Origin of the sequence: Arthrobacter sp. AG367 (assembly GCF_007828995.1) — a bacterium.
Lineage (GTDB): Bacteria > Actinomycetota > Actinomycetes > Actinomycetales > Micrococcaceae > Arthrobacter.
Genome location: NZ_VIVE01000002.1, coordinates 325,847 through 344,529 on the forward strand (window position 1 = coordinate 325,847; position 18,683 = coordinate 344,529).

17 protein-coding genes and 1 pseudogene are annotated in these 18,683 nt (G+C 65.0%); 7 read left to right on the forward strand and 11 right to left on the reverse strand.

Translation table 11 applies throughout. The features are described from left to right. Nucleotides 1–20 precede the first annotated feature (20 nt). Nucleotides 21–1,415, reverse strand: a complete 1,395-nt coding sequence (locus tag FB478_RS08565; protein ID WP_261377367.1) for an MFS transporter — start codon at nucleotides 1,413–1,415, stop codon at nucleotides 21–23. A gap of 59 nt (nucleotides 1,416–1,474) precedes the next feature. Here FB478_RS08565 and FB478_RS08570 point away from each other — a divergent pair, with 59 nt between their 5' ends. Together FB478_RS08570 and FB478_RS08575 are read left to right on the forward strand one after the other, a co-directional pair. Continuing rightward, nucleotides 1,475–2,356, forward strand: coding sequence for an IclR family transcriptional regulator (locus tag FB478_RS08570; RefSeq protein WP_144600189.1), 882 nt, complete (start codon nucleotides 1,475–1,477; stop codon nucleotides 2,354–2,356). A gap of 127 nt (nucleotides 2,357–2,483) precedes the next feature. After that, entirely contained in the window at nucleotides 2,484–3,362 is an 879-nt protein-coding gene (locus FB478_RS08575) for a hypothetical protein (protein WP_223992792.1), read from the forward strand. An 84-nt stretch (nucleotides 3,363–3,446) separates the two neighbouring features. Here the strand turns inward: FB478_RS08575 and FB478_RS08580 are convergent, their stop codons facing one another. The 3 genes from FB478_RS08580 to FB478_RS08590 all read right to left on the reverse strand — a co-directional run bounded on the left by FB478_RS08580 (nucleotide 3,447) and on the right by FB478_RS08590 (nucleotide 7,173). After that, complete coding sequence (locus FB478_RS08580) at nucleotides 3,447–4,934, reverse strand: C4-dicarboxylate transporter DctA (protein ID WP_018770716.1); 1,488 nt, start codon at nucleotides 4,932–4,934, stop codon at nucleotides 3,447–3,449. Between the two features lie 108 nt (nucleotides 4,935–5,042). After that, entirely contained in the window at nucleotides 5,043–5,627 is a 585-nt protein-coding gene (locus FB478_RS08585) for an AAA family ATPase (RefSeq protein WP_144600190.1), read from the reverse strand. 163 nt (nucleotides 5,628–5,790) lie between these two features. After that, complete coding sequence (locus FB478_RS08590) at nucleotides 5,791–7,173, reverse strand: SLC13 family permease (protein WP_223992790.1); 1,383 nt, start codon at nucleotides 7,171–7,173, stop codon at nucleotides 5,791–5,793. Nucleotides 7,174–7,289: 116 nt separating this feature from the next. Here FB478_RS08590 and FB478_RS08595 point away from each other — a divergent pair, with 116 nt between their 5' ends. Both FB478_RS08595 and FB478_RS08600 read left to right on the forward strand, forming a co-directional pair. Continuing rightward, nucleotides 7,290–7,565, forward strand: a complete 276-nt coding sequence (locus tag FB478_RS08595) for a hypothetical protein (protein ID WP_018770713.1) — start codon at nucleotides 7,290–7,292, stop codon at nucleotides 7,563–7,565. A gap of 2 nt (nucleotides 7,566–7,567) precedes the next feature. After that, nucleotides 7,568–8,500 carry a threonine/serine dehydratase gene (locus FB478_RS08600; protein WP_144600191.1) on the forward strand — a complete coding sequence of 311 codons (933 nt, stop codon included), beginning with the start codon at nucleotides 7,568–7,570 and terminating at the stop codon, nucleotides 8,498–8,500. Nucleotides 8,501–8,580: 80 nt separating this feature from the next. Here the strand turns inward: FB478_RS08600 and FB478_RS08605 are convergent, their stop codons facing one another. Further along, on the reverse strand, nucleotides 8,581–8,931 hold the full coding sequence (locus FB478_RS08605) for a hypothetical protein (protein WP_018770711.1): 351 nt from the start codon (nucleotides 8,929–8,931) through the stop codon (nucleotides 8,581–8,583). Between the two features lie 156 nt (nucleotides 8,932–9,087). Between FB478_RS08605 and FB478_RS08610 the strand changes: the two genes are divergently transcribed. Then, entirely contained in the window at nucleotides 9,088–10,005 is a 918-nt protein-coding gene (locus FB478_RS08610) for an SMP-30/gluconolactonase/LRE family protein (protein WP_144600192.1), read from the forward strand. 53 nt (nucleotides 10,006–10,058) lie between these two features. On the opposite strand, the gene FB478_RS08615 is transcribed toward FB478_RS08610, so the two are convergent. The 3 genes from FB478_RS08615 to FB478_RS08625 form a co-directional block, all read right to left on the reverse strand. Next, the gene (locus FB478_RS08615) at nucleotides 10,059–10,700 is read right to left on the reverse strand and encodes an NADPH-dependent F420 reductase (RefSeq protein WP_144600193.1); all 642 of its coding nucleotides are present in this window, start codon (nucleotides 10,698–10,700) and stop codon (nucleotides 10,059–10,061) included. A gap of 70 nt (nucleotides 10,701–10,770) precedes the next feature. Then, the gene (locus tag FB478_RS08620) at nucleotides 10,771–11,403 is read right to left on the reverse strand and encodes a YitT family protein (protein WP_018770708.1); all 633 of its coding nucleotides are present in this window, start codon (nucleotides 11,401–11,403) and stop codon (nucleotides 10,771–10,773) included. Nucleotides 11,404–11,453: 50 nt separating this feature from the next. Continuing rightward, nucleotides 11,454–12,572 (reverse strand): histidinol-phosphate transaminase, encoded by a 1,119-nt coding sequence (locus FB478_RS08625; RefSeq protein WP_144600194.1) that lies wholly within the window; start codon nucleotides 12,570–12,572, stop codon nucleotides 11,454–11,456. Between the two features lie 92 nt (nucleotides 12,573–12,664). Between FB478_RS08625 and FB478_RS08630 the strand changes: the two genes are divergently transcribed. Together FB478_RS08630 and FB478_RS08635 are read left to right on the forward strand one after the other, a co-directional pair. Next, on the forward strand, nucleotides 12,665–13,138 hold the full coding sequence (locus FB478_RS08630; protein WP_018770706.1) for an Lrp/AsnC family transcriptional regulator: 474 nt from the start codon (nucleotides 12,665–12,667) through the stop codon (nucleotides 13,136–13,138). Between the two features lie 244 nt (nucleotides 13,139–13,382). Next, nucleotides 13,383–15,383, forward strand: a pseudogene (locus tag FB478_RS08635) (rhamnogalacturonan lyase). Between the two features lie 388 nt (nucleotides 15,384–15,771). On the opposite strand, the gene FB478_RS08640 reads toward FB478_RS08635, so the two are convergent. The 3 genes from FB478_RS08640 to FB478_RS08650 form a co-directional block, all read right to left on the reverse strand. Then, nucleotides 15,772–16,311 carry a hypothetical protein gene (locus FB478_RS08640; RefSeq protein ID WP_144600195.1) on the reverse strand — a complete coding sequence of 180 codons (540 nt, stop codon included), beginning with the start codon at nucleotides 16,309–16,311 and terminating at the stop codon, nucleotides 15,772–15,774. A 59-nt stretch (nucleotides 16,312–16,370) separates the two neighbouring features. Further along, nucleotides 16,371–17,192 carry a hypothetical protein gene (locus FB478_RS08645; protein WP_261377368.1) on the reverse strand — a complete coding sequence of 274 codons (822 nt, stop codon included), beginning with the start codon at nucleotides 17,190–17,192 and terminating at the stop codon, nucleotides 16,371–16,373. Nucleotides 17,193–17,715: 523 nt separating this feature from the next. After that, nucleotides 17,716–18,594: a MurR/RpiR family transcriptional regulator gene (locus FB478_RS08650; protein ID WP_026265989.1), complete on the reverse strand. Its 879-nt coding sequence runs from the start codon at nucleotides 18,592–18,594 to the stop codon at nucleotides 17,716–17,718. Nucleotides 18,595–18,683 lie beyond the last annotated feature (89 nt).

Below are 18,683 nucleotides of genomic sequence, written 5' to 3' on the forward strand. Positions count from 1 at the left end.
CTTTGTTGCCGGGCCGGGCGTTAGCGCACCAGTTCCGCATCGCGGGGCGCGGCAGGCTGCCGCACTGCCCTGGTGCGCAGGGCGAGCATGAGCACCGCACCCAGCAGGGCGGGCGCCGCGAAGGCAATGGCGGCTACGGGGACGCCGCCGCCGAAGCCCACCAGCAGTGCGCCGTAGGTTGGGCCTGCGATGGCTCCGATGCGTCCCACAGCAAGTGCCCAGCCAAGGCCGGTGGCGCGGGTGGCGGCAGGGTAGAACTGGGCGATGTAGTCGTTGATCATGTTCTGCGTGCCCAGGCCGCCGAAACCTGCGACGGCGGCGAGCACCGTCATGAGCGCGGCCGGCGGGTTGGCGGACATCAGGAGCAGGGCTGCCGCTGCACTGGCGAACCCCACCACCACCAGCGGCCCGGGCCCGAACTTCTGGCTGGCCACAGATGCCAGGACGGTGCCGACCACGGCACCCACCGAGTAGGCCAGCAGGAATGCCACGGAGGATCCGACGCCGAACCCGGCAGTGCGCATGATCTGCGGCAGCCACGTGCTGACGCCAAAGATGGTCAGCAGGCTCAGGAGAGTGATGCCCCACAGCAGGACTGAGGTCTTGCCGGTGCCGTTGGCGAAGAGGGCGCGCGTTGGAGAGACCCGCACGGCTGTGGCCGGGACATCCGTGGTGCGGGGCAGCCCGTAGGCGGCCTCGATGCTGTCGGCCTCTGCGGTGCGGGACCGGGTCCGCAGGAACGACGGTGACTCCGGCAGCAGGAACCAGGCGAAGGGAACGATCAGCAGCCCTGCGGCACCGATCGCGTACACCGGGCGGAAACCACTGGACTCCAGGACAGCGAGGGACGTCAGCGAAGCGGCAACAGTACCCGTTGCCGGCCCGGTCAGCACCGCACCGAGGACCAGTGACTTTTTCCCCGGCGGCGCGAATTCATTGGTGAGGGCTACCGCCGTCGGCAGCAGGCCGCCCACGCCGAAGCAGGCGATGAAGCGGAACGCTGCGAAGAGCTCCCAGCTGGGTGCCATGGCGCAGGCGAGCATGGCCAGCGAGAACAACGCCAGGGCGGACACAAAGATCCGGCGGCGGCCAAGCCGGTCCGTGAGCGTACCCACGACGAGTGAACCGAGCAGCATCCCCACCAGCGCCAACGAGCCCACCGCGCCTGCCGCGGCGGGCGTGACATTGAAGGGCGGCTGCCCGATCAGGGCGGGGAGGGTGGCGCCGTAGACGTAGAGGTCGTAGCCGTCGGCGAGCAGGCCAAGCCAGCACAGTACGAAGATACCGGCCAGGGATTTGCTGGGGGCATTGGAGTTCATCATTGATTCCAATCGGGTCAAGGGACGCTGGCTGTATGCCTGCGGGACGTCCATCAGCTTGGCCTGCTGCAGCAGCCCTGCGAACGGTCTTTTCACTGGGTGAAAAGCCTCTTTGTGGCGGGGCACACACCGCCCAGGCTTGAAGGACGCAACGGATGGAGGCGGAGATGGCGGGAGCGGGCAGGGCGGCAGCCGCCGCGCCCACAGAGGCCGCCACCGGTCTTCCGGGCACGCCCGTACTGGTGCGGGCTCTGAGCCTTCTTGCCCAGTTTACGGAACAGCGCCGTGCCCTGAATCTGTCCGAACTGTCCCGCCAGGCCGGACTTGCCCCTGCCACGGCCCTGCGGCTGGTGCGGCACCTGACGGAGTGGGGCGCGCTGGAACGCCTCGAGGACGGCCGCTACGTGGTGGGTGTGCGCCTCTGGGAAATTGCCTCGCTCTCGCCGCGGGGCCACGGGGTGCGGCAAATCGCCCTGCCTTACCTTGAGGATCTGTACGAGGTCACCCGGCATCACGTGCTGCTTGCCGTCCGCGAAGGCACGGACGCGGTCCTGATCGATCGGCTCTCTTCCCGGACCGCGACGGAGGTGGCCTACCGGGTTGGCGGACGCATGCCGCTGGGGACCACCGCCGTCGGGCAGGTACTGCTGGCCCACGCCGCTCCGGAGCTGCTGCAGGAACTGCTTTCGCAGCCGGCGCCCCCAGGGGTGCCGGGCAGTGTTTCGGATGCCGGGAGTCTCCCGGCGGCCCGGCTTCGCGGTGTCCTGGCAAACGTAAGGCAATCCGGCGTCGCAGTGGTTCGGCGGGACCATCCCTCCCGCACTGTCTCCGTCGCCGCACCCATTCATGGGGCTGCCGGCGATGTAGTGGCTGCATTGTCCATTGTGGTCCCGGATGCCCAGACGCCGGCGCATGATCTGGTGCCGCTGGTCAGGGCCGCCGCGCGGGCCATCTCGCGAAGCCTCGGCCACCAGGCGAAGGCCAGCGGAGCATGGCGGCACCCGCAGCTCCAGGAGCCGGGCCACCCCCCGGCCTGATACTTGGCGTCCTCCCGGCGCTCGCCAATCCCGCCGGTTTTGAGACCGTTCCGTTATTTGCGTCCCGCCTTTCACCCTTTACGCTTGAAACTACTAAGCATGCTGTCTATTTCGGAGGTTAACCCTGATGCGAAAAGTTTCTGCGCTTGGAGTGGTAACTGCGGCGATGCTGGCCTTGGCCGGCTGTTCGGGAGGAGGCGGCGGAACTGCCAGCCCGTCAGGCACGGCAACGACGTCGGCATCCGCCTCTGCCAGCCAAACCGCCAACGCCAAGGTGTACTCGGAGGACGAGCTCCGCGACCTCATTTCGGGCATGAAGGACGCTGACGGCAACGAACTCAAGCTGTACTCCAAGGAGCAGGTTGACCAGGGCGGAAACATTGCCAACCTGCTCATGAGCACGGCAACCATCGACCCCAAGGACTGCAAGGACATCGCCACCGCCGGCTTGCTGGACAAGGTGGAAAGCGGCGACGTAGCCGTGGCGCTTTCCGAGGGCAACCAGCCGCGCACGCTGTCAGCACAGTCCGGCAGCCAGGGCCCCGACGCCGTCAAGACACTGAGTGACATCAGCGGCAAGATGAACCAGTGCGCCAAATTCTCGGTCTCCGCCCTTGGCCAGAAGTACGACGTTTCCAGCCAGGAGCTGAAGGCGGACACTGACGCTGATGAGACCTTCGCAACCGTCAGCACCCGCAGCGGCGACAACCAGCAGAAGCTGATGCAGGTTTCCGCTGCCCAGGGGCGCCTGTTGGTGGTTGCCACCAAGGGCGGCACCGATCTGGGCGACAAGGACCAGAAGGAGCTTGAGGAGCTCATTAACGACGTGTTGAAGAAGGCCGAAGGCGGCGCAACGTCCAGCCCCACCTCCACCAGCTCGTCCGGTTCTTCCGGCACGTCATCGCCGGGCAGCTCGGCGTCGTCCACTGCCTCGTCCACCTCGTCGGCGACGATGACCTCGGGCAGCGGTTCCTCGTCGTCGGCCTCCCCGACGGCGTCGCGGTAGCGGCACCAACTCCGCAATATTGAAACGGGGCGGGCCAGGACAATTACTGTCCTGGCCCGCCCCGTTCTCTCGTTGCCCGGCGCCCTACTTGGCTTTGCCGCTCAAGCCGACGCTGGCGCTTGTGTTTTCCGGCAACTCGGAGACGACCTCCCGTGTTGGTGCGCCCCGGAACTTCGGTGATGGGTCCTGTCCCGCTGTAAGCCGCTGCAGCTCCTGCCCCTCAAAATCCTCTTCCTTGCCCAGCAGGATCGCAGAGTCGTGGTTGGTGATCTCACCCTTGAAGGCGCGCAGCATGACGCTGCGGTCAAACTGGCCTTCCCACTTCGAGACAACGAAGGTGGCAACACAGTTGCCCAGCAGGTTGACTACGACGCGCATTGAGTCCATGAGCCGGTCTGCGCCAAGGAGCAGTGCCACGCCGGCCACCGGGAAGATACCCAGTGCTGCAGCAGTGGCGGAAAGTGCGAGGAACGAGGAGCCGGGAACTCCCGCCATGCCCTTGGATGTCAGCAGCAGTACGCCAAGGGCGGCCAGCTGTTGGCCAAGGTCAAGGTGGTGGCCGAAGGCCTGGGCCAGGAACAGCAGGGAGATCGAAAGGTAGATCGCGGCGCCATCGAGGTTGAAGGAGTAACCGGTGGGCACCACAAGGCCGGTGGTGGCACGGGAACAGCCCGCGTTGGTCAGTTTGGTCATGATCCTGGGCATCACCGCTTCGGTTGATGCGGTGCCCAGGGCCAGGAGGAACTCCTCCCGCGTGTACTTCAGGAACTGCCAGAGCGGCACCCGGGCAAACCCCCAGGCCACGACGAACAGCAGGCCGATGAAGACCAAAGCGGCGCCGTAGCAGGCTGCGATCAGGACCGCGTAGGTGCTCAGGGTATCCAGCCCGTACTGGCCGATGATGAATGCCATGGCGCCGAAGGCGCCCAGCGGGGCGACCTTCATGATCCATGCCATGATCTTGAAGATCAGTTCCAGGATGGTTTCCATGACGTTGATGACCGGCAGGCACTTTTCACGCCCGATCACTACGATGGCAGCACCAAAAAACACTGAGAAGAAGAGCACTTGCAGGAGGCTGTTGCTGGCAAATGCGCCGATGACGCTGGCCGGGATGATGTCCAGAATGAAGGATGCTGCATCCTTGGGTGCCGCGGACCCGGTCTTTGCGTCCAGGTCTGCCTGGGAGAGCGTCGACGGGTCGATGTTCAGGCCGGCTCCGGGCTGGACGATGTTTCCCACAATGAGTCCGAAGACCAGGGCGAACAGGGTTGCTCCCGTGAAGTAGAGCAGGGCCTTTACCCCAACCCTTCCGACCGCCTTGACGTCGCCTACGGCTGAAATTCCGGTAACGATCACCAGGAAGATCAGCGGCGCGATGATCATTTTGATGAGTTTGATGAAGCCATCTCCGAGCGGCCTCAGTTGTGATCCAAGGTCCGGCCAGAAATGCCCGATGAGGACACCTGCCACGACGGCGATCAGAATCTGGAAGAAGAGCGACTTGTACAGCGGCTTCCTCTTCGCGGGCACCGAACTCGCCTTCAGTGCCTCAGGGTTTGGGATCTTCATTGACCTTTGCCTATCAATCGGGAACAGCCCGTTTTCGGGGCCGTTTCCAACGTAATCCTCGTCACACTAATTCCGCAAGAGGAAAACCAAATTCCGCTATGTGGAATGTTAAATTGTGTTTGTGACTGCGACCCCGTCGAATCGTGAGCGCAACTCGGCCATCAACTGCTGTGCGGGGACGGAGGCGTCCAGCTTCACGAAGCGCGCGTACTCCGGCAGGTCCCGGTATCCCGACTGGAATGCGGCGAGGTCATCAAGGCTCTCTGAGTCAGTGCCCCGGACAATGATGCGGTGGTGCGCCTCGACGGGGTCGATGTCCAGATGGAAAATGGCGTCCGGTTCCGGCAGGCGGGCCAGCAGCCACGGAAGGAACCGGCCGCGTGGCAATCCGTTGGCGGTCCGCAGTGCCAGCTGGCAGTGGAGGTGCCGGTCCATGATTACCAGGCCGTCGAACCGGCTGGCGCGCAGGTGCGATACCAGTACGTTGCCCACCCGGAGGGCGGTTTCGACGGCGTCGGCCAGTTTGGCGGGCAGGCGCACTCCCAGCCTGGCGGACAGCAGGGACATGACCCGCCGGCCCGCGTGGTTGCTCAGGAGCAGCGCACGGCCGCCCTCCGCCCGCACCGACGACGCCAAGGCGCGGGCCGCCGTCGACTTCCCTGATCCGTCGATACCCGTCAGCACAATGATCATCCGGCCTCCTCCCGCCGCCTTGTTCAACGCCGGGGGAGGGCGCAACGTCCCGGGTGAGCTGCAATTCACAGCTGGGGGACAGAGTCCGGGGCGGCAGGTCAAGGAAGTGAACAGCAAAGCGGGCCGCTAGATGCTGACGGGCCGCCTGATGGTGGAAAAGGACCTACATGATGCCGGTGGGTACCAGCAGGGCCCACGCCAGTACCGGTGCCACCAGCACCACGCCGCCTGCGTAGAACATCAGCTGCTTGTAGACGCGCTGCCGGTCGTCGTCGCGGGCGTTGGCCACTACGAGTGCTCCGTCCGTGGAGAAGGGGGATACGTCGACGACGGTGGCTGCGATGGCCAGCGCGGCCACGGTTCCGGAGGCGCTGAGCGAGCTGGTGGCCAGGAGTGGGCCGGCCAGCGGGATGAAAGCGGTCAGCAGGGCGGTGGAGGACGCGAAGGCCGAGCCGACACCGATCACGTAGCAGAGGACCAGGGCGATCAGCAGCGGAGCCCCCAGGGCCAGGGCGTGCTCGGCAAGCGTGTCGATGACGCCCACGTGCTCCAGCAGGGATACGTACGTGATCATGCCTGCCACCAGCAGGACGGTCGACCAGGAGATGCCGCCGATGAAGGTCTTGTGTTCCTTGATGTTGATGAACGCGAGCAGGAGGCCGGCGGAGAGGGCCACGAAGCCGATGGGCATGTGGAAGCCGAGGGTGCACACCAGCATTGCCGCGATCAGCGCCAGCGTCAGAATCTGCTGGCCGTGCGGGCGTCCGGCGGAGGAAGTGTCGATGTCCACGTGCAGCCCGCTGGCACCGTCGCGCAGTTTGCCGATCAGGGCGAACAGGACGATGGTCAGCACCGAGAGGATGAGGTTCAGGGCGAAGCTGGCAATGAACAGGCCGCCCTGGGAAATCGGGAAGTCGTTCTTCAGTGCGATGTTGTGGACCAGCACGCCGGCCACTGACAGCGGGGAGAATCCGCCGGCGTGTGCGCCGTTGATGATGAAGGCGCCCATGACCACGGGGTGGATGCGCGATTCGTAAGCGAACCCGATCGCGGCCGGTGCCAGCAGCGCGATGGCGGCCGGGGAGAACGTTCCGAGCGAGGTCAGCGCGGCGGCGACCAGGAAGAACACCCACGGCAGCAGCATCGTCTTGCCGCGGACAATCCGCACACATCCCTTGACGATGATCTCGATGGTGCCGTTGCGCTGGGCCATGCTGAAGAAGTAGGTGACGCCGATGATGGTGAGGACGATGGTGGCCGGGAACTCCTCGAGGATCTGCTTGTCAGACATCCCGAGCATGAAATAGCCGACGCCGAATGACGCGACGAGTCCCATCACCCCGATGTTCAGCGGCCATTTGGTGGCGACGACGAACATCACCACGAGGATCACCAGCGGGATGATCTGGACAGCGGTCATGGTCGGCTCCGGGTCCGTGGCGGCCGCCTGGTTGAACATGCCGCCGGCAACGAGGGCAATCACACCCAGGATGGCCAGGCCGGCCACCACCCACAGCAGGATACGACGGCGGAGGTTGCCTTCCACTCAACACTGCTGGAAATCGCGCGGGAACGGGCCGGCGACTACCTCCAGACCGTAGGCTGGAAGCCGGTCGGGGGTTCCCCGGCCGGTACAGCAGTTCCCAGGTGAAAGGCAGGACCATGACCGTTTCCAGCGACGATCCCCAGAACACCGCAGACCTCCGCGGGCCGGGCGACCCGGACGGGGCCAAGGACGAAACCAAGGACGACGTCACCAAGGCCCCGCAGTCCGGCCAGCACCTGGAACAGCCGGGAGCATCCAACATCCGCGAGGAACAGCAGGGCCATGCTGCCGGAACGGTCCCGGCATCGTATGTGGGCGGCGAAGAGGCCGACCCGGAACAGAAGCCCGAAGAGGCGCTGGCGGAGCCGGGCGCCTGGGATGACGAAGTCTGACAATGATCACCCGCGCTGACATCGACCAGGCCGCGCAGCGGACAGCGGGCCTTGTCCGCAGGACGCCCGTCCTGCAGGCGGATGCGGGCACCGCCGCCGGCCCGGTCTGGTTCAAATGCGAATTCATGCAGCACACGGGCACGTTCAAGGCCCGGGGCGCGCTGAACCGGATCCTGGCCAGCAAGGAACGGGGTGAACTGCAGGCGGACGTGGGGGTGGTTGTGGCATCCGGCGGGAACGCGGGCCTGGCCAACGCCTATGCGGCGGCCCAGCTCGGGGTGCCTGCAACGGTCTTCGTTCCTGAAGCGGCACCGGCCGTCAAAGTCGGTAAGCTCAGGGCCATCGGCGCCACAGTGGTCCAGGGCGGTTCAGAGTACGCGGCCGCCTACCAGGCCGCCATTGCGCACGCAGAGAAGACCGGCGCCATCTACTGCCATGCCTACGACCAACCGGAAATTGCCGCCGGCGCCGGGACGGTGGGCTCCGAATTGCTGGAACAGGTGCCGGACGTGGACACCGTCCTGGTGGCCGTGGGCGGTGGCGGCCTGATGGCGGGAGTAGCCGCCGCCGTCGAAGGCTTTGCCAAAGTGGTGGCTGTGGAACCGGAAACTGCGCCCACCCTCCACGCCGCCCTGGCGGCAGGGGAACCGGTGGACGTCCCGGTATCGGGCATCGCCGCGGACTCCCTGGGTGCCCGCCGCATAGGCGACATCGGCTTCTCCGTCGCGGTCCGCTGCGGCGTCGGGAGCGTCCTGGTCTCCGATGAACAGATCATCGCCGCCCGCTCCGCGCTGTGGAACGACTACCGGATCTTGGTGGAGCACGGTGCCGCAGCCGCCTACGCCGCGCTCGCCTCCGGCGCCTACGTGCCCGGAAAGGACGAACGCGTTGCCGTCATCCTTTGCGGCGCCAACACGGATCCGGCCACGCTCTAGGCCGGAGACAGAGATAGGCCGGAGACAGAGAAAGGACCGGCCGCCTGTCCCGCAGGCGGCCGGTCCCTTCAGAAGATTGTCTAGCCGCCGGCCTGGCCGCAGAACTTGCTGTAGGTGCTGCCGGCTTCCTGGTAGCCCGACTGCAGATCGGCCAGCTTGTCCTTGTCCGGGTTTTCCTTGGCCTGCTCGTCCGTGTACGCCAGGATCGAGGCCAGGGCGGGCTTGAGATCGTCCGAAGCAACGGCGTGGATGGGTCGGATCTGGTTGGCGAGGTTGTTCATCCCCGTCTTGCCGGCGTTGTTGGCGGGGTTCGACACAACGGCCTGGATCCGCTCGCAGGTTTCAGCGGTGGACAGTTGGTGCGTGGCGGAGCAGGCCGTGGCGGAGGCAACGAGGCCGGCGGCAAACAGGGCTGTGGCGAATTTCTTCATGGGTCCCTCAGTAGTGGTCAGAGGTTTCGATTGTAAGCAGATTGGGTAGGCCGATGCCTTCGCAAGCCCAATACATGCGCTTAAACTGGCAGCACCAATCGTGCGGAGCTTCCGCAGATGGGCCCCGCGCGCATCGACCCAGACTAAGGAACCAGCATGCGCCATCCAGTACGCCACGGTGCCGCCGCAGGGCTCGTGGCCTCTTTTTCATTGCTTCTTCCCACTGCCCTTCCGGCGTCGGCTGCTCCACCGTCCGGGGAGATAGTGCTCGACGGCGCCACCTCCGCCGAAGGCATCGCGGCAGGGGAGGGCAGGACTTTCTATGCAGGGGAACTCACCACGGGCGATATTTTCCGCGGCGACATCCGCAAGGGCACGGCAACCCGCTTCATCGATGCACCGGCAGGCCGCGCCGCCGCCGGGATGAAGGCCGATACCTGCCACCACCTGCTGTTTGTGGCGGGCGCCAACACCGGCAAGGCATTCGTCTACAACACCGACACGGGCAAGCCGGTTGCCGATATCCGCCTGGCCCAGGGATTCATCAACGACGTCACCCTCACCAGTGACGGGGCCTGGTTCACCAACTCAGCCGCCGCGGAGCTCTACTTCCTGCCGGTCGGCGGGGACGGGGAACTGGGCAATGTGAAGACCCTCAAGCTCAGTGGCCCGGCGGCGGACGTCAAACAGGGGTTCAACCTCAACGGCATTGCGGCCGTGCGGGACGGCAAAATGCTCATCGTGGCCCACTCCCTCAACGGAGCCCTCTACACGGTGGACCCCAGGACCGGGGAGAGCGCTGCGATCAAGGGCGTCAAGGTTCCTTATGTTGACGGCATCCTGGTGCGCGGCGACAACCTTTGGGCCGTCCAGAACCAGCTGAACCAGATAGCGCGCATCGACCTCTCCGGCGACCTGGCTTCCGGCGAGGTACGGGACACGATCAAGAGCAGCGACTTCAATGTGCCTACAACGGTCGCCTTGTTCGGGAATACGCTCGCCGCGGTGAACGCCCAGTTCAACCAGCCGCCCAGCCCGTTCGAAGTGGTGCTGGTGCCGGCCTGGAACCGTTAAACACAGAACTGGCTGGCAGTAGGCACTGCCAGCCAGTTGTCGGACGGGACGAATCAGAGAGTCCGAGTAGCCTTTTCCAGGTTGTCCTTCAGCTCAACGGCGTTCTGCCTCTTCACGTAGGCAGGACGGTCCCGCTCCACGCGCCAGCTCTCGGACAGCGGCCCCACGTTAACCGTGTCGAAACCGAATTCGTCGTACAGCCGGGTCACCAGGTCCGCGGCTTCCTGGTAGTCGCTGGCGGTGGCCAGGGCGCGCCGGTTTTCCGTGCCGTCCGGAGTTCCGTCCGTGGTGATGTCCTTTGCCATGATGTGGTTGAAGCCCTTGGCCACCTTTGACTGCGGGAGGTGCTCCTGCAGCAGACCGGAGGTGGTGGCTTCGCCGTTGTCCAGGGCGGGGATCCTGCCGTCCCGCTCCCAGTAGTAGTTGTTGGTATCGATCACAATCTTGCCGGCCAGCGGCTCCACCGGGATGTCCTTGTAGTTCTTCAGCGGCACCGTGACCACGGCGAAGTCGCCGGCCGCTGCTGCTTCAGCCGGCGTGGCGGCCCGCGCCCTGGGGCCAAGTTCCGAAACCAGCATCTGGAGGGTTTCGGGCCCACGGGAGTTGCTGATGACTACGTCGTAGCCCAGCTCCACGGCCTTCCGTGCAACCTGGCTGCCAATATGTCCTGCACCGATGATTCCGATTGTTGTCATATGGGCGGCAACGCAGGTCCCCGCGCAGATATTTCAGCGGCCTGCAGGGAATAAAAAGCCGGTAAGCCGCCTACTTTCCCAGGTACCGGCCCGGCCGGTGGTTCAGGGCGAGGACCAGGTTCAGGAGGGTGGCGCCGGCCGCGGACAGCAGCACCATCAGGGGCGGAACGAGTGCCAGGGCCGCCAGGACGATGGCCACGTCCAGCACCATCTGCACGTACCCCGCGCGCCATTTCAGCTTTTCCTGCAGCAGCAGGGCCAGGATGTTGAAGCCGCCCAGGCTGGACTGGTGCCGGAACAGGATCAGGAGGCCGACGCCGGCGAGCAGGTTTCCGCCCAGCACGCCATACACGGGGTCAATGTGCAGGGACCCCAGGGCCGCCGGGTGCAGGCTGGCCATCACGGACACCAGGGAGATCGCGGCGCCGGTGCGGAGGGCGAAGTTCCAGCCCTTCTTCCACACTGCCAGGGCGAAGAACGGCAGGTTCACTGCGAAGAAGATGACGCCAAACGGCAGTGCGACCGAATAGCTGAGCAGCAGTGCGAGGCCGGCGGTGCCGCCCGTCACGGCCCCGCTCGACTTGAGCAGGAACAGCCCCAGCGACGCCGCGAAGGTGCCGGTCAGGATGCCCAGGACGTCCTCAACCACGGAATGACGGACGGCCGACGGCGGCGCTGAAGGTGCCGCCGTCGGCCCTTCCATGTGCCGGGCTGGGGAAGGGGTTGCGGCAGCCGGTGTTTCTGTTGTGGTGCTCACTGGGCCGCGGCCGCCTCACGCAGGAACCGCCCGCGGTTGGCCAGGACAGCAAGGACCCTGTCGTTGGTGGCCCGGTCCGCCAGCGTGATGCGGACCCCGTCCACGGCGTAGCCGCGCACCAGGATGTCGGCGTCGGCCAACGCGTCCAGGAGCTGCACACGCAAATCATCGTCGGCACGCAGCCAGTAGAAGTTGGCCTGGCTGTCCGGCACATCCCAGCCATAGTCCCGTAGCGCACCGATGACCCGGGTGCGTTCCCGGGCCACCGCCTCGGTCCGCTCAAGAATTTCGTCCCCGACGGCCAGCGAAGCAACCGCGGCCGCCTGCGCCATCCTGTTCACGCCGAAGGGGACGGCCGTCCGGCGGAGGCCCTCAGCAATTTCCGGCCGGGCAATGGCGTACCCGATCCGCAGGCCCGCCAGCCCGTATGCCTTGGAGAAGGTGCGCAGAATGCACAGGTTGGGGTGGCGGCGGTAGAAATCGAGCGAGTCGACGCCTGGTCCGCGCTGGAATTCGACGTAGGCCTCGTCCAGTACCACCAGCACCCGCGGCGGAACAGAGCGGAGGAACTCCTCAAGGTCCGCGGGGCTGATGGACACACTCGTGGGGTTGTTGGGCGAGCACAGGATGACCAGGCGAGTGCGGTCCGTGATCGCCGCGGCCATGGAGTGGAGATCGTGCTGCTCGGTGGCCAGCAGCGGCACGGGGACCGAAACGGCGCCCGCCACTGCCACCAGGATGGGGTAGGCCTCGAAGGAGCGCCACGCGTACACCACCTCGTCGCCGTGGCCGCAGACTGCGGAAATGATCTGCTGCAGGACGCCGGAGCTCCCCGGTCCGGCGGCGACTTCCCCGGCGCTGACGCCGAACTGCCGGGCAATGGCGTCCCGCGCCTCCACCGCACCCATGCTTGGGTAACGGTGGATCCTGCCCGCCTCGGCCGACATTGCCTCAATGACGGACGGCAGGGGAGCAAAGTGGCTTTCATTCGAGGCCAGGGCGGCGGTCAGGTCAGACTGCGCGCTCTTGCCGGCCACGTAGGCGGGAAGTTGGGCGACGGCGGTACGGACCTCGGGTGCCTGGGTTTCGGGAAGGGTGCTGGTCATGGAGAGCATGCTCCCGGAGCGCAGGACGTTTGCGCAACACAACTGTGTGCAGGAGGACAGATCCGGTGCTCAGGGACTGCAGGGGTGGCAAAATGCTCAGTATGCACCGCATTGATGCCCTTGACGCTGAGATCCTCCTCACACTTGACCGGGATCCGCAGGCCACGGTCCTGTCCCTCTCCAGGACGCTGGGCGTTGCCCGCAATACGGTGCACGCCCGGCTCCGCCGGCTTGTCAACGACGGCAGCCTGGCGCCCTTCAGCCAGCGGGTGCGAACGGAAGCGCTGGGCCTGCCGCTGATTGCCTTCATCTCGATCTCCATCAGCCAGTCCGCCAGCGACATTGCCGTGGCGGCGCTGCAGACCATTCCGGAAATCATCGAGATGCATGCCACCACCGGGGACGCGGACCTGCTCGCCAAGGTGGCCGCAAGGGACCCCGCCGACCTGCACAGGATCACCAACGCGATGCTGGCGATTGACGGCGTCGTCCGCACCAGCACGGCCATGTCCCTGGTGGAAGTCATGCCCACCCGCACCCTGCCGCTGCTGCAGGCGGCGACGGGGAAGCAGTGAATCCAACGAGATGGGAAACAAACGCAATGAAACAAAATCTCCCAATTACTTACGTCACACTATTGACCATATTTGTCATGCGCTGATAAACCTAAAGGGCAGAAAGCGTTTCCCCGCAGCTTCCATCCCTCCTCCACATCACTCGGGAGGGAGATCCTTGGCGTGAATGAAACGTTCCAAACTGACGTGCGGCAGACTCAGCTGCCGCCGCATCAAAGGAGATGTTCTTTTGGCACAACCCTCAATGTGTTCCCCGCAATCCCCAGCGGGCAGGGCATGGAAGGCCGCGCCGGCCGCAGCGGCGGCAACGCTCGCCGCAGCACTGGCTTTCACTGGCGTCCCGCTTGCTGCTGCTGATCCCGGCCAGGCCTGGCCGGCCGCCCAGGCCAGCCCCGCCGCCCCGGCACCGTCCGGGCCCACACGCCAGGTGGAAACCCTGGACCGTGCCCCCGTGGCTGTGCTCACGGACCGGGGCGTCACCCTGGGTTGGCGGATGCTCGGCCTGGACAAGGACAGCGTGGGCTTCCACGTCATCCGTGACGGCGTCCAGATCACCGACGAGCCCATCCGCAGCACCACCACCTATGTGGATCCTGCGGGAACGGCGGCCTCGAAGTACGTCATCAAGACGGTCGGGAACGGCAACGGGCAGGACAAGCTCAGTGCCGAATTCAGTCCGCTGGCGCAGAACTACCTGCCCATCAAACTGGACAAGCCCGCCGACGGCGTCAGCAAGGACGGCAAGCCGTACACCTATACGGCCAACGATTCGAGTGTGGCGGATCTGGACGGCGATGGCGGCTACGAAATCATCCAGCTCTGGAACCCGTCCAACGCCCAGGACAACTCCAAGTCCGGCTACACCGGCAATGTGTACGTGGACGCCTACAAGATGGACGGCACCAAGCTTTGGCGAATCGACCTTGGCCGCAACATCCGTGCCGGCGCCCATTACACCCAGATGCTGGCCTACGACTTCGACGGCGACGGCACAGGCGAAGTGGCCTTCAAAACTGCGGACGGCACCACCGATGCGGCAGGGACCGTCATTGGCGATGCTGCGGCTGACTACCGCAACAGCGCCGGCTACGTCCTGTCAGGGCCGGAATTCCTCACTGTGTTCAACGGTGCCAGCGGCAGAATTATGGATACGGTTCCCTATGATCCGCCGCGCGGGAGCGTAGCCGCCTGGGGTGATGGTTAAGGCAACCGCGTGGACCGTTTCCTTGCCGGAGTGGCGTACCTCGATGGTGAGCACCCGTCCATGATGTTCAGCCGCGGCTACTACACCCGCACGGTCCTGGTCACCTACGACCTGGTCAACGGCAAACTGGTCAAGCGGTGGAAGTTCGATTCCGACGTGGCCGGGGCCGAATACAAGGGCCAGGGCAATCACAACCTGTCTGTGGCGGACGTGGACCAGGATGGCAAGGATGAGTTCGTCTTCGGCTCCATGACGGTCGACGACGACGGCACGCCGCTGTACAACACCAAGCTGGGCCACGGCGACGCCATCCACACCGGCGACCTTGACCCCTCGCGGCCGGGCTTTGAGACGTTCGCCGTACACGAGAGCATGTCCGCGAGCGGCAATCGCGGTGCCACCTTCCGCGACTCCGCCACCGGTGAAGTGCTCTGGAGCATTCCCGCTGTCAAGGACACCGGCCGAGGCGCCACCGGCGACATCGACCCCCGGTTCCCAGGCTCGGAAAGCTGGGCCGTGGGCGGTGACGCTGCCTGGAACTCACCGGCGGGGTTCCTGATGTCGGCCAAGGGCGAGCGGGTTTCGGACAAGATCCCGGCGGCCAACTTCATGGCCTGGTGGGACGGCGACCTGCTGCGGGAAATCGTTGACCACGACTTCAATGCCGAGGCAGGCGTGGGCGTACCCACCATCTCCAAGTGGAACTGGGAAACCGAAACCAGCGACCGGCTCCTGACAGCCACCGGCGCTAGGACCAACAACGGCACCAAGGGCAACCCGTCACTGCAGGCCGACTTGCTGGGTGACTGGCGCGAGGAACTGGTGTTCCCCTCCGCCGACAGCACCGAGCTGCGGATCTACACCACCACCTCGCCCACCGAGGTCCGGCTCCGCACCCTGATGCACGACCCCATGTACCGGACCGGCGTGGCCCGCGAGACGGTCGGCTACAACCAGCCTCCGCACCCCAGCTTCTTCATCGGTGAGGGCATGCAGACGCCGGCCTCACCGGCTGTCTTCTACGCAGGCAAGGCCAGGTAAGCCGCCGGACTCCGGCGAAGTCATCATGCAGACGCAGCCTGATTAAGGGCTATATGGAGGATCGGGAAGGGCGCGCTCAGCTACTCGGGGCGCGCCTTTTTCATGTCGTCGATCGGGAGGCCAGAGCCCAAAGATTTGGCGCTGCCACAGGTGCGGAGGGGTGCTGTGGGACCACGACGGGCCCCCGTTCCGACGCAGTGCGCTGGAACGCGGAGCGTGCTTAAGCGTCTGCCCGTCTGGCGGCGGTGGGCGCAGTTGTTCCCGGCTCGCGGCAAGGCGGCCACGGCGGGGCACCAAAAGCCGCCGGAATGCTTCACGCTGGTGAGGATTCTTCATCTCGTCGACAAACTCCTGCGCTATCTGCGACATCAGGGTCAGCGCCTCTTCCTCAGTTATCGCCGCACCTGTGTTGGCACCCATGTCCAGAGACACCGTTCCGGCAAGGACGCGGGAGCCCGACCCCAACAGCGTTGCCGTCGAAGGATTCCTTGGTCAGGTGCGCCTTCTCACCAATGTCCGGACCAGGGAGAAGTTGAATGGTGAACCTCTGGGGTCCATTGGCTGAGGAAAGTGTCTGGTCAAACATGGCGCAGCGAGCCATCAGCTCCGGGCTGTAGTCAAAGTCCGCTTTGGCGAGCGTCTCCCGAGGCGCGCTCCGCACATCAAAGAGAACCATGCCCATGCCTCGATTGCCGGCGTTGAAGATCTCGGCCAGCGCGAAGCCCATGGAGGGATCCAATTGCGCCTCGTGCTGCCACGACCTGTGGAAGACGTTGCATTCACCTGGCTCGGTCGGACCGAGGATCGGCGGAGTCGATCCAGACGCCGGTGGTTGGGTGATCAAGGCATAGGACTTGCGGACCATGGCCGTGTCTTCGGCCCTTCCGCCGTGAGGCTCCAGCACTTTGCTGCTGGCTTCTGGATGCATCGGGGTCCTCCTCCTGTTGGTTTCCGTCCCAGAGCTTGTTGGGGCGGGCAGGGGCTGTCTCAGAAGTCGATCCCCTTGACCAAGGTGACGAACTGTTCCTTAACCTGCTCTTCGGTGCGTCCAGCTGGTGAGATCAGGATCTCTGCGACGAATATGGCCATGTTCTGGCCGCGGGCCACCATCAGTGACATGTAGGTAACCGGTACATCACTTGGCGGCCGGAGAGCCTTGGGTCCGCCCGGGTCTGATCGGATTACCAGGATTGCTTTGTCTCCAACGCCTTCGATGCTTTGGCCATCAGGCGGCATAGGCCCCGAGAGCGCGGACGCACCGCCTTGATGGAGCTCGATGGCGAATTTGAGCGAGTCCGGCCCGGGCGTACCCAGAGCACCAAATTGGTACCGACAGTTGCCCTCACCCGGGAGAACCTGCGCCTGCGTTGTGGTGCCAAAAGCCTGCTTGAGCGCGTCTAGGCTTACCAAGGCACATACGGGATTGTTCGTCTCAGTCTGGGGACCGACGGGCGGGGCGGGCGGTACACGGAGTTCAGCCCCGTTGCCCCACCCGCCCTCGACAAGGGCCTGGGCAAGTGCGCGCGCCGCGGCGTCGCCGTCCGGTCCCGGGGTGTCCGGTGACATTGGCGGCATGGCCACGATCCGCAGGTCGAGCGACTCGTTGCCGCGGACAGCCTTGAGCACCGTGTTTGCCGACGCCCCGCCGGACTCGCCGCGGAACCAGCCCGACCACTGCATGCATGCGAAATCACCGATGCCCTCAATGACCGAGCAGTCCGGTGTCTTTTTCGTTTCGGCGATCTCCGCCGCCGACGCGGGTGAGGTCAGTGAAACGGTGAGCGCAAGGACCTTCTCCGCCTTGCTCATGTAACTGCACACATACCCCTGGCTCCCCGCCGGTTTGCCCCCTGGGCCCATTTGGGCCAAACCAAGATCGATCTTTACGGCGATCTCGGGTGTGATCAGGTCACAGGCCGGACTGCCCGACTTGGCTGAAGCTGACCGCGTTGGTCCGGACAAGGGGGACTGCATTGGTTCGGATGAGGGCGACGCTGTTGGTGACGGAGGCGCACCGCCTTGCGCGCACCCTCCGAGGAGAAGGGCCTGTGCCGCGACAAGCGCAAGACCTTTCCACGGGGAGAGTTTCCGGTCAGCGCTCATTGCTTTCCCCTCCACCTCCAAAAAGCTGCCAAGCATCCGGCTGTTCTAATGCGCTGATGCTATGGGTGTGAAGGGCGGGTCGAAAGAGGCTAAGGACCCGCTGAAAAGAGAAGACGTGAACCGCTGAACTTCACCGTGAGTTGTTCCGATCAAGCCGCGCGCACATCAGTACCGATACACCGGCCACCCACCTGAACGGCTACCTCTGCCGGTCCTATCATTGGGCAGCTTATGAACTGGGCCGCGGGTGCATGATCCGCATCTGGTCCCAGGTGCGTTCCGAAGCCGCGATACTCCGCGTCGAACGATCGCGATCCAAGGAAGCGAGCTCAACAGCCACAGCCTGCACCGCCGCCACTGCGCCCGTCAGGGAGGGGAAGAAGCCCGCACTTTCAGCAGGCACCACAATCCGGTCCGTTGCATGTTCCGCAACCGGTGAGCTGGCGGTGTCCGTGATGGTAACGATCCTGGTGCCGAGACTGTGTGCGATGTCCACGGCCCGGACGGTGCTGTCATAGACGCGCCAAAGGCTGATGGCAATGACCAGATCGTCCGGCGTCAGGCGAGCCACAGCATTGGTCAGTGCCGCCACGTCGGCGTCGAACAGCCTGACGTCGTACCCGGCAATGATGGCGTTGTGTTCCAGCGCCTTACCCGGAATGGCATAACTGCCGGCAGCAATAATGAGGGTTTGCCGCGCACCTGCGATGGCCTCGGCAACCGCATGGACCACGCCCGGATCCACGGTCCGCTCCAGGTGCGCCAGGTTGGACCGATCGGTGGTCAGCGAGGCCTGCGCCGGGCTGCTGACGTGGCCGTTGTGTTCGGCGGCGATTTCGACTGCGCTCAGCGATGCGAGGAACCGGGAGCGGAGCTCGAATTGAAACTCAGCCCACCCCTTGAAACCAAGCGTTTGGGCGGTGCGGGTCACGGTCGACGCGTTCGACGATGCCGCGGCCGCTATGTCGCTGACTGAACCGTAGGAGGCCAGCCGGGGCTGGGATCGAAGGACACCCAGTACCTGCAGCTGCCGGGCTGCAAGCTTGCGTCCCTGGGCCTGGCCGTCGAGCCATTCGGTCAAGGTGGCGCTGTTAACTTCTTGTTTCACCTATTGACCTCCGCAAGTGATCCACGTAACTTCAATCTACATGCACGGATCTGTGCAAATACCAAAAACTGTACAACTTGGCCCACTTC